This is a genomic window from Stenotrophomonas sp. S41, from assembly GCF_016624625.1.
In the GTDB taxonomy this organism is placed as follows: Bacteria; Pseudomonadota; Gammaproteobacteria; order Xanthomonadales; family Xanthomonadaceae; genus Stenotrophomonas.
The window spans coordinates 18,329-27,770 of sequence record NZ_JACVTV010000049.1; the positions used below are offsets into that span (position 1 = coordinate 18,329).

Sequence of the window (9,442 nt, forward strand, 5' to 3'; positions counted from 1 at the left end):
GTGCCCGGCACCCTGGCGCGATCACGGCTGGACGATGCCCAGCTGCTGCAGCACGAACGCATACGACTCGGACAGCTCGCGGTAACGCTGGAAGCGCCCGGACTTGCCGCCGTGGCCGGCTTCCATGTTCGTGCGGAACACGATCGGGTAGTGGCCGGTGTTGTCGTCACGCAGCTTGGCCACCCACTTGGCCGGTTCCCAGTACTGCACCTGCGAATCCCACAGGCCGGTGCCCACGAACAGCGACGGGTAGGCCTGCTGCTTGACGTTGTCGTAGGGCGAGTAGGACAGCATGTAGTCGTAGTACTGCTTCTGCTCCGGGTTGCCCCACTCGTCGTACTCGTTGGTGGTCAGCGGAATGGTCGGGTCGAGCATGGTGGTGACCACGTCGACGAACGGCACCTGCGCCACCATCACCCGGTAATCCTGCGGCGCCTGGTTGGCCACCGCGCCCATCAGCAGGCCACCGGCGCTGCCACCGGAGGCGGCGACGCGGTCCTTGGCCGCCCAGCCCTGCGCCACCAGGCCACGGGTGACGTCGATGAAGTCGTTGAAGGTGTTCTGCTTGTGCAGCAGCTTGCCGTTCTCGTACCAGTCGCGGCCCATTTCCTGGCCGCCACGGATGTGCGCGATGGCGTAGACCACGCCACGGTCGAGCAGGCTCACCGCGGTCTGGTTGAAGTACGGGTCCATCGACATGCCGTAGCTGCCGTAGGCGTACTGGAACAGCGCGCCCTTGCCATCCTTCTGGTAGCCCTTGCGGTAGACCAGCGACACCGGCACCTTCACCCCGTCGCGCGCGGTGATCCAGACGCGGTCGGTTTCGTATTTCGAGGCGTCATAGCCGATGACCGGCTGCACCTTCAGCTGGCGACGCTCGCCGGTGGCGGTGTTCAGTTCGAACACGGTGGTCGGGGTGGTCATCGAGGTGTAGACGTAGCGCAGCCACGGCGTGTCGGCCTCGGTGTTGTCGCCGAGGCCCATCGAATACGCCGGCTCGTCGGCCTTCACGTAGTCGCTGCGGCCATCCTTGAACAGCAGGCGGATGCGCTCCAGGCCTTCGGAACGTTCGGCGATGGCGGTGTAGCTGTCGAACAGCTCGAAGCCTTCGATGAACACGGCATCGTCATGCGCGATCCAGTCCTTCCACTGCGCACGCGAGGTGGCATCGGTCGGTGCGGTGACCAGCTTGAAGTTCTTCGCCCCATCGTTGGTGCGGATCACCCAGCGGCCGTCGTAATGGTCGGCGTCGTACTCGACGTCACGCTGGCGCGGGGCCAGCACGGTGAAGGTGGTCGGGTCGCTGGCCGGCGCGTAGCGCTCTTCCGAGGACACGGTGCTGTGCACGCCGATGGTGATGAAGCGATCGTCGCGGGTGCGGCCGATGCCCATGTAGAAGCTGTCGTCCTTCTCTTCGTAGACGACGGTGTCGGCGCTGGCCGGGGTGCCCAGCACGTGCTTCTTCACCCGCACGGTCAGCAGGGTTTCCGGATCGTTCTCGACGTACAGCACGGTGCGGTTGTCGTCGGCCCAGACCAGGTTGCCGGAGCTGCCGGTGATGACATCGGGCAGCACCTTGCCGGTGGCCAGGTCCTTGAAGCGGATGGTGTACTGGCGGCGGCCGACATCATCGTCGGCCCAGGCCAGCAGCTGGTTGTCCTGGCTGACTTCCATCGCGCCGACGCTGAAATAGCCCTTGCCGGCGGCCATCGCGTTGACGTCCAGCAGGATTTCCTCGGCCGCCTCCATGCTGCCCTTGCGGCGCGCGTGGATGGGGTAGTCCTGGCCGGTCTCGTAGCGGCTGTAGTACCAGTAGCCGCGCTCGCGCGCCGGCACGCTGGAATCATCCTGCTTGATGCGGCCGACGATTTCCTTGTACAGGGTGTCTTCGAGCGGCTTCAGCGGCGCCAGCAGCTGGTCGGTGTAGGCATTCTCGGCCTGCAGGTAGGCCAGCATGTCCTTGTTCTCGCGCTTGTCGTCGCGCAGCCAGTAATAGTCGTCGTTGCGGGTGGCGCCGAACGGCGCCTTGACCTCGTGCGGGTGCCTGGCGGCATCCGGCGGAACGGGCGGGGTGGCGGCGGTAACGGTGCTGGTCATCAGGCTGGCAAGCAACAGGCAGAGGGTGGATTTCATGAGATAGGGCTCCTTGTGCGGTTACGCAATGGCGTCCGTGGCGCAGGTAGAGTCGAGCTTGCTCGACTGACCGCAACCGCAGTCGAGCAAGCTCGACTCTACCACCGCTGCGGCGGCCCCTGCCGGCGGCGTACCATGGCGGCATGAGCACCCTGCCCCACACGCCGGGCTACAGCCGGCGCAGCCATGAAATTGCCCCCTTCCACGTGATGTCCCTGCTGGCCCGCGCGCAGGCGCTGGAACAGGCCGGCCACGACGTGATCCATCTGGAGATCGGCGAACCGGACTTCACCACCGCCGAACCGGTCGTGCGCGCTGGCCAGGCCGCACTGGCCGCTGGCCATACCCGCTACACCGCCGCGCGCGGCCTGCCGGCCCTGCGCCAGGCGATCAGCGGTTTCTACCGCAGCCACTACGGCCTGGACATCGATCCCGAGCGCATCCTGGTCACCCCCGGTGGTTCCGGCGCGCTGCTGCTGGCCAGCAGCCTGCTGGTCGACCCGGGCCGGCACTGGCTGCTGGCCGACCCCGGCTATCCCTGCAACCGCCACTTCCTGCGCCTGGTGGAAGGCGGCGCGCAGCTGGTGCCGGTCGGCCCCGACACCGCCTACCAGCTGACCCCCTCGCTGGTGGAACAGCACTGGAATGCCGACAGCGTCGGTGCGCTGGTCGCCTCACCCGCCAACCCCACCGGCACCGTGCTGTCGGCCGATGAACTGGCCGCGCTGTCGACCTCGCTGCATGCGCGCGGTGGCCACCTGGTGGTGGACGAGATCTACCACGGCCTGACCTATGGCCTGGATGCGCCCAGCGTGCTGCAGGTGGATGACAGCGCCTTCGTACTGAACAGTTTCTCCAAGTACTTCGGCATGACCGGCTGGCGGCTGGGCTGGCTGGTGGCGCCGCCGGCGGCGGTGCTCGATCTGGAGAAGCTGGCGCAGAACCTGTACATCAGCGCGTCGAGCATCGCCCAGCATGCCGCCCTCGCCTGCTTCAGCGAGGAATCGATGGCGATCTTCGAACAGCGCCGCGAGGCGTTCCGCCAGCGCCGCGATTTCCTGCTGCCGGCCCTGCGCGAGCTGGGCTTCCGCATCGAAGTGGAGCCGCAGGGCGCGTTCTATCTGTACGCCGACGTCAGTGCGTTCACCGACGATGCGCAGGCGTTCTGCGCGCACTTCCTGGAAACCGAGCATGTGGCATTCACCCCGGGCCTGGATTTCGGCTTCCACCGGGCCAACCAGCACGTGCGCCTGGCGTATACGCAGGAAGTGCCGCGGCTGCAGGAGGCGGTGGAGCGGATCGCGCGTGGGTTGAAGCGATTCCGGTAGCGCCGGGCCATGCCCGGCGATCGCGCCGCACGGCCAACGAAAAACGCCGCCCGAGGGCGGCGTTTTTCATTCCATCACTTGCCGCCCAGGCGCTCCCACAGGAAGCTGTAGGCCAGGGCCGACATGTGCGCGGCCTGCGCGTTGTTGGCTGCGCCGCCGTGGCCACCTTCGATGTTCTCGTAGTAGGTCACGTCCTTGCCGGCGTCGATCATCTTCGCCGCCATCTTGCGGGCGTGGCCCGGGTGCACGCGGTCATCGCGGGTGGAGGTGGTGAACAGCACCGGCGGGTAGGTCTTCTTCGCGTCGAACAGGTGGTACGGCGAGAAGGTCTTGATGAACTCCCAGTCGCTGGTGTCCGGGTTGCCGTACTCGGCCATCCACGAGGCACCGGCCAGCAGGTGGCTGTAGCGCTTCATGTCCAGCAGCGGCACCTGCACCACCACGGCACCGAACAGTTCCGGGTACTGGGTGAGCATGTTGCCGGTGAGCAGGCCACCGTTGCTGCCGCCCTGCACGCCCAGGTGCTTGGCCGTGGTGATCTTGCGGGTGACCAGATCCTGCGCGACCGCGGCCATGTCTTCATAGGCCTTGTGGCGGTTCTGCTTCAGCGCCGCCTGGTGCCAGCGCGGGCCGTACTCGCCACCGCCACGGATGTTGGCGACCACGTACACGCCGCCCTTTTCCAGCCAGGCGCGGCCCATGCCACCGGAGTAGCTCGGGGTCAGCGAGATCTCGAAGCCACCGTAGCCGTACAGCAGGGTCGGGTTGGAACCGTCCAGCTTCATCGCCTTGTCGTGCACCACGAAGTACGGCACGCGGGTGCCGTCCTTGCTGGTGGCGAAGTGCTGCTCGATCACCTTGCCCTCGGCATCGAAGAAGGCCGGCATGGTCTTCAGCGTTTCCGGGGCCTTGCCGATGTCAGCCAGGGCCAGGGTAGTCGGGGTCAGGTAATCGGTGGCGGTCAGCCAGACGGCGTCGCTGTCGTTGCTGTCCACTGCGCCCACGGCCAGGGTGCCGAAGGCCGGCGCACCGACGAACTCACTCTTCTGCCAGCCCTTGGCACCCGGGGTCAGCACCGACAGGCGGTTCTTGACGTCGTCGAGCACGTTCAGCACGAGGTGGCTCTTGGTCCAGGTCGCACCGGCCAGCGAGGTGGTCGCGGTCGGGGTGAACAGGACTTCGAAATCACGCTTGCCGGCCAGGAAATCGTCGAGCTTTGTCGCCAGCAGCGAGCCGGAGGCGTAGGTCTTGCCGCCCACGGTCCACGGGTCGCGCAGTTCCAGGGTCAGCCACTGCTTGTGCAGGCCCTTCTCGGCCGAGTTCGGCGCGTCGATCCTGGTCAGCGTGCCATTGTCGGCGCGCAGGTACAGCTCGTTGTTGTAGAAGGCCAGCGTACGGCTGACCAGGTTGCGCTCGAAGCCCGGGGTGTCATCGTGCATCGCCGCGATGTACATGTCTTCCGGCTTGCCTTCGTAGACCACGCTGGCCGAGGCCAGCGGCGTGCCGCGCTTCCACAGCTTGGCCACGCGCGGGTAGCCGGAGGTGGTCATCGAACCGGCACCGAAATCGGTGTAGACGAACACCGAATCACGGTCGATCCAGCCCAGACCGCCCTTGGATTCGGGGCGGAAGAAGCCGTCCTTGATCCAGGTCTTGTTGGCCAGGTCGAATTCGCGGGTGACATCGGCATCGGCGCCGCCGCGCGACAGCGCGATCAGGCAGCGGCTGTAGTCCGGGCGCAGGCAGTCGGCGCCGTGCCAGACCCAGTTTTCGCCCTCGGCCTTGTTCAGTGCATCCAGATCGAGCACGGTTTCCCACTGCGGCGAGGCCTTGCGGTACTCGGCCAGGGTGGTGCGGCGCCACAGGCCGCGCTCGTGCTGCTGGTCCTTCCAGAAGTTGTAGTAATAGTCGCCGATCTTCTGCACGCCGGGGATCTTGGCGTCCGAATCGAGCACCTCGCGGATGCTGGCTTCCATCTGCTTGAAGGCCGGGGTCTGCGCCAGGCGCCCCTCGGACTTGGCATTCTGTTCCTTGACCCAGGACAGCGGCTTGTCGCCGGTGACGTCCTCCAGCCAGGCGTAACGGTCGGTTTCTTCAGCAGCCACGGCGGTCCCCACCGAAGCAGCGGTCATCATGCCGGCCAGCAGGCAGGCGGAAGCGAATCGTGACATTGCGGTTCCAGGCAGTCATAAGCGCTGGAACGCTAGCACGGATCCCCGGGGCCGCCCCCGTGTCGAAGGTCAGGCCGCAGCGGTACGCGCGCGCCGCGCCCGTGCCGGCAGGCGCCTGGCCTGCACGCCCGGCTGGCGCAACCGGCGCAGCCAGGCGCGCAGCGGCAACGGGCAGCCCAGCAGCGCCCACCAGGCCGCCACCGGCATGCCCACCAGCCACAGCGGCAGCCAGCCCAGCCAGACACTGCTGCCGCGCGCGGCCGGCCACACCAGCACCAGCGCAAGCCCGGCCAGGGCCAGCTGCTGCACGCTGCGCAGCAGGCGACGGTCGGAGGCGAAGCTGTCGCGTTCAGCAGGGTTGCGACGGGAAGAGCGAGCGTTCATGGGCGTTCTCGACGATTCGATGATGCCCAGCTTGGCGCGCCGCCTTCTCAGGAGCTGCGACACCATTGACGGATCGAGCACGCACAGTCGACCATGCTTGGGCACCCAATGGAGCTCGCTCCCGCATGTCCTCGATCCGCCCGTTCTGCGCCGTGTTGCTGGCTCTGTCCCTTGGAGGCCCCGCGCTGGCCGCCAGCGACCCGCCGTCGCCGCGCGCCAGCGCATCGGGGGCCTCCGAATATGGTGCGCCGATCGATCTGCAGCGTTTCATGGGCACCTGGTACGTGATCGGCCGCGTGCCGAACTTCATCGAACGCGGCCACGTGGCCAGCGTCAACGAGTACACGCTGCGCGAAGACAACAAGGTGGGCATCGTCTACCGCTACCGCGATGGCTTCGGTGCGCCGCAGCAGGAAGTGCGTGCACGTGCCAGCGTCGACGCCGACAGCGGCAACCACGCCTGGCGCACCTGGTTCTACCGGATCGTGCCGACCCATTCGCGCGTGCTGGAAGTCGCCCCGGACTATTCGTGGGCGATGATCGGCTACCCGGGCCGGGAAATGGCCTGGATCTTCTCGCGCCAGCCGGACATGGACAAGGCGCTGTACAAGGAGCTGGCCGAGCGCCTGCGCGACGAGTACGGCGTGAACACCGACAAGCTCAAGCGCGTGCCGCAGCACGCCGACCAGGTCGGCAAGCTGGGCTACGAAGTCCCGAACGTGCGCTGAGAAAGCGTCGCCGGGCATGACCCGGCGCTACCCGAACGATGCCGGGCGACGCCCGGCGGACGTGACGTGCCCTACGCCGCCCGCGGCTGCACGCGGCGCTCGATCTCGCCAAGCGTGGGCAGCGTCTTCAGGTCATAGGTCGCCTGCAGCGCCAGCCACGATGCGGCATCACCTCCGAAATGACGTGCCAGCCGGGCAGCGGTGTCGGCGGTGATCGCGCGTTCGCCATGGACGATGGCATGCAGGCGGGTGGCCGGAACATCCAGTGCCCTCGCCAACGCGTTCACGCTCAAGGCAAGTGGTGAGAGGAACTCTTCGCGAAGGATCTCGCCGGGATGGATGGCCCGCAGGCGATTGTCGATTGGCTTCATGGCGAATGCCTCAGTGGTAGTCAACGATTTCCACGGATTGCGGACCGCTGTCGGTCCAGATAAAACACAGCCGCCACTGATCGTTGATGCGCAGGCTGTGCTGCCCTTTGCGGTCGCCAGCCAGTGCCTCCAACCGGTTGCCTGGCGGACTGCGCAGGAACGCCAGCGTCTGTGCCGAGTCGAGCATCTGCAGCTTGCGTTCGGCTGCGCGTCGAATCGGCAGCCAAGCGCGCACGCAGTGGCCTTCAAACAAGGCGCGGGTGTGCTTGCAACGGAAGGACTGGATCATTCCGCAAAACGTATTACGTAACGCGGAATATACCAAGCGACTGGAAGTGCTGCCAGTCGCGGTTCGGTGATTCAGGTTTCCTATGGATCGATTGCGTCATGCCGCCGCCGGGCATGGCCCGGCGCTACCCGAACGATGCCGGGCGACGCCCGGCACCGTATTACTTGCGGGTGTAATGCGCGACCAGGCGGTCGCCGAGCATCTGCAGCAGCTGCACCAGGATCAGCAGCACCACCACGGTGACCAGGGCCACGTCGGTGCGGTTGCGCTGGTAGCCTTCGCGCAGCGCCAGGTCGCCCAGGCCGCCCGAACCGATCGCGCCGCCCATGGCGGTGAAGCCGACCAGGGCGACGGTGGTGACCGTGGCTGCAGCAATCAGGCCCGGCCGCGCTTCAGGCAGCAACACCCGGGTAACCAGCTGCCAGGTGGTGGCACCCATCGACTGCGCGGCCTCGACCACGCCACGGTCCACTTCGCGCAGCGCGGTCTCGACCAGGCGCGCATAGAACGGCGCTGCACCGATCACCAGCGCCGGCAGCGTGCCGAGCACACCGATCGACTGGCCCATCAGCCACAGCGACACCGGAATCAGCACGACCATCAGGATGATGAAGGGCACCGAACGCAGCAGGTTCACCACGATCGCCAGCACGCCGTAGGCAAACGGACGGCGCTTCATCTGCGGCGCGCCGAACACGTACAGCAGCACGCCCATCGGCAGGCCGATGGCCAGGGTCAGCGGCAGCGAGCCGGCCATCATCAGCAGCGTCTCGATGGTGGCCTTGCCGATATCCACCCACTTGTCCGCATCCAGGTGGCGGAAGAAGCCTTCAGCAGTAGCGACGATCATCGACGCAGTTCCTCAACGTGCACGCCGGCGGCCACGAACGCGGCCTGCGCGGCGGACTGGTCACCGCCCACCAGGGCGACCACCAGCTGGCCATACGGGGTGTCCTTGATCCGGTCGATGCGGCCGGACAGGATGTTGTAGTCGACGCCGGTCTGCCGCGCCACGCTGCCCAGCAGCGGTTCGTAGGTATCGCCGCCGAGGAAGGTCAGGCGCACGATGCGGCCACCGACCACGTCGAAATCGCGGTGCAGCGTGCCCTCGTCCACATGCTCCGATTCGCTGACGAAACGGCGCGTGGTCGGGTGCTGCGGGTGCAGGAAGACCTGGGTGACCGGGCCGGTTTCCACCAGCTCGCCCGCATCGAGCACGGCCACTCGGTCGCAGACGCGGCGGATCACATCCATCTCATGGGTGATCAGCACGATGGTCAGGCCCAGCTCGCGGTTGATCTTCGACAGCAGCGACAGCACCGAGGCCGTGGTCTGCGGATCGAGCGCACTGGTGGCCTCATCGCACAGCAGGATCTGCGGGCGGGTGGCCAGCGCACGGGCGATGCCCACGCGCTGCTTCTGGCCGCCGGACAGCTGCGCCGGATACTTCGCCGCGTGGTCCTGCAGGCCGACGGTCTGCAGCAGCTCGGCCACGCGCGCGTCGATCTCGGCCCTGGCCATGCCGCCCAGTTCCAGCGGGAAGGCGACGTTGCCGGCCACGGTGCGCGAGGACAGCAGGTTGAAGTGCTGGAAGATCATGCCGATGCGCCGGCGCAGCGCGCGCAGCCCGTCGGCATCCAGCGCGGTGATGTCCTCGCCGCCGATCAGCAGGCGCCCGCCGCTGGGTTCTTCCAGGCGGTTGATCATGCGGATCAGGGTCGACTTGCCCGCGCCGGAATGGCCGATGATGCCGAACACTTCGCCGGCCTCGATGGTCAGGTCCAGCGGTTGCAGCGCGCTCACTTGGCGGCCGGCAACGGCATAGGATTTGTGCAGGCGCTGGAACTCGATCACGGGCGTGGCTCACCGGCAGGGCGATGGAAGGGGCGTGCAGCCTACCAGCGCCGGCGGTTGCGCGCCTGCGCCTTGGGCCAGAATGTTATTCCTTTTGGTTCTAAGCCGCGTGTACCGGGGATGACGGTGGGGGGGGGGGGCCCCCCCGGGGGGGGGGGCCCCCGGGGGGGGGGCCCCCGCGGGG

9 protein-coding genes are annotated in these 9,442 nt (G+C 67.2%); 2 read left to right on the plus strand and 7 right to left on the minus strand.

Going from position 1 to position 9,442, the window contains the following annotated elements; genetic code table 11:
* Nucleotides 1-21: 21 nt before the first annotated feature.
* Nucleotides 22-2,133, minus strand: coding sequence for a S9 family peptidase (locus IAE56_RS11880; RefSeq protein WP_200752695.1), 2,112 nt, complete (start codon nt 2,131-2,133; stop codon nt 22-24).
* Nucleotides 2,134-2,276: 143 nt separating this feature from the next.
* Between IAE56_RS11880 and IAE56_RS11885 the strand changes: the two genes are divergently transcribed.
* On the plus strand, nt 2,277-3,461 hold the full coding sequence (locus IAE56_RS11885; RefSeq protein ID WP_200752696.1) for a pyridoxal phosphate-dependent aminotransferase: 1,185 nt from the start codon (nt 2,277-2,279) through the stop codon (nt 3,459-3,461).
* A 74-nt stretch (nt 3,462-3,535) separates the two neighbouring features.
* Here the strand turns inward: IAE56_RS11885 and IAE56_RS11890 are convergent, their stop codons facing one another.
* Nucleotides 3,536-5,632: a prolyl oligopeptidase family serine peptidase gene (locus IAE56_RS11890; protein WP_200752697.1), complete on the minus strand. Its 2,097-nt coding sequence runs from the start codon at nt 5,630-5,632 to the stop codon at nt 3,536-3,538.
* A 69-nt stretch (nt 5,633-5,701) separates the two neighbouring features.
* On the minus strand, nt 5,702-6,016 hold the full coding sequence (locus IAE56_RS11895) for a hypothetical protein (protein WP_108770059.1): 315 nt from the start codon (nt 6,014-6,016) through the stop codon (nt 5,702-5,704).
* Nucleotides 6,017-6,141: 125 nt separating this feature from the next.
* Between IAE56_RS11895 and IAE56_RS11900 the strand changes: the two genes are divergently transcribed.
* A complete protein-coding gene (locus IAE56_RS11900; RefSeq protein WP_116865473.1) occupies nt 6,142-6,744 on the plus strand; it encodes a lipocalin family protein in 603 nt (200 codons plus the stop codon).
* Between the two features lie 71 nt (nt 6,745-6,815).
* Here IAE56_RS11900 and IAE56_RS11905 read toward each other — a convergent pair whose 3' ends face one another.
* From IAE56_RS11905 to IAE56_RS11920, 4 genes are all read right to left on the minus strand, one after another.
* Nucleotides 6,816-7,115 (minus strand): HigA family addiction module antitoxin, encoded by a 300-nt coding sequence (locus IAE56_RS11905; RefSeq protein ID WP_200752698.1) that lies wholly within the window; start codon nt 7,113-7,115, stop codon nt 6,816-6,818.
* A 10-nt stretch (nt 7,116-7,125) separates the two neighbouring features.
* Nucleotides 7,126-7,404, minus strand: a complete 279-nt coding sequence (locus tag IAE56_RS11910; protein WP_200752699.1) for a type II toxin-antitoxin system RelE/ParE family toxin — start codon at nt 7,402-7,404, stop codon at nt 7,126-7,128.
* 160 nt (nt 7,405-7,564) lie between these two features.
* Nucleotides 7,565-8,254 carry a methionine ABC transporter permease gene (locus IAE56_RS11915; RefSeq protein ID WP_108770061.1) on the minus strand — a complete coding sequence of 230 codons (690 nt, stop codon included), beginning with the start codon at nt 8,252-8,254 and terminating at the stop codon, nt 7,565-7,567.
* Nucleotides 8,251-9,258 carry a methionine ABC transporter ATP-binding protein gene (locus tag IAE56_RS11920; protein WP_108770062.1) on the minus strand — a complete coding sequence of 336 codons (1,008 nt, stop codon included), beginning with the start codon at nt 9,256-9,258 and terminating at the stop codon, nt 8,251-8,253. The genes IAE56_RS11915 and IAE56_RS11920 overlap by 4 nt, the downstream gene beginning before the upstream one ends.
* Nucleotides 9,259-9,442: the final 184 nt, after the last annotated feature.

Excerpts from the sequence above, each read along its gene's own strand:
- IAE56_RS11900 (WP_116865473.1), top strand. The coding sequence starts at position 6,142 with ATGTCCTCGATCCGCCCGTTCTGCGCCGTGTTGCTGGCTCTGTCCCTT.
- IAE56_RS11915 (WP_108770061.1), bottom strand. The coding sequence starts at position 8,254 with ATGATCGTCGCTACTGCTGAAGGCTTCTTCCGCCACCTGGATGCGGAC.
- IAE56_RS11880 (WP_200752695.1), bottom strand. The coding sequence starts at position 2,133 with ATGAAATCCACCCTCTGCCTGTTGCTTGCCAGCCTGATGACCAGCACC.
- IAE56_RS11905 (WP_200752698.1), bottom strand. The coding sequence starts at position 7,115 with ATGAAGCCAATCGACAATCGCCTGCGGGCCATCCATCCCGGCGAGATC.
- IAE56_RS11895 (WP_108770059.1), bottom strand. The coding sequence starts at position 6,016 with ATGAACGCTCGCTCTTCCCGTCGCAACCCTGCTGAACGCGACAGCTTC.
- IAE56_RS11885 (WP_200752696.1), top strand. The coding sequence starts at position 2,277 with ATGAGCACCCTGCCCCACACGCCGGGCTACAGCCGGCGCAGCCATGAA.
- IAE56_RS11910 (WP_200752699.1), bottom strand. The coding sequence starts at position 7,404 with ATGATCCAGTCCTTCCGTTGCAAGCACACCCGCGCCTTGTTTGAAGGC.
- IAE56_RS11890 (WP_200752697.1), bottom strand. The coding sequence starts at position 5,632 with ATGTCACGATTCGCTTCCGCCTGCCTGCTGGCCGGCATGATGACCGCT.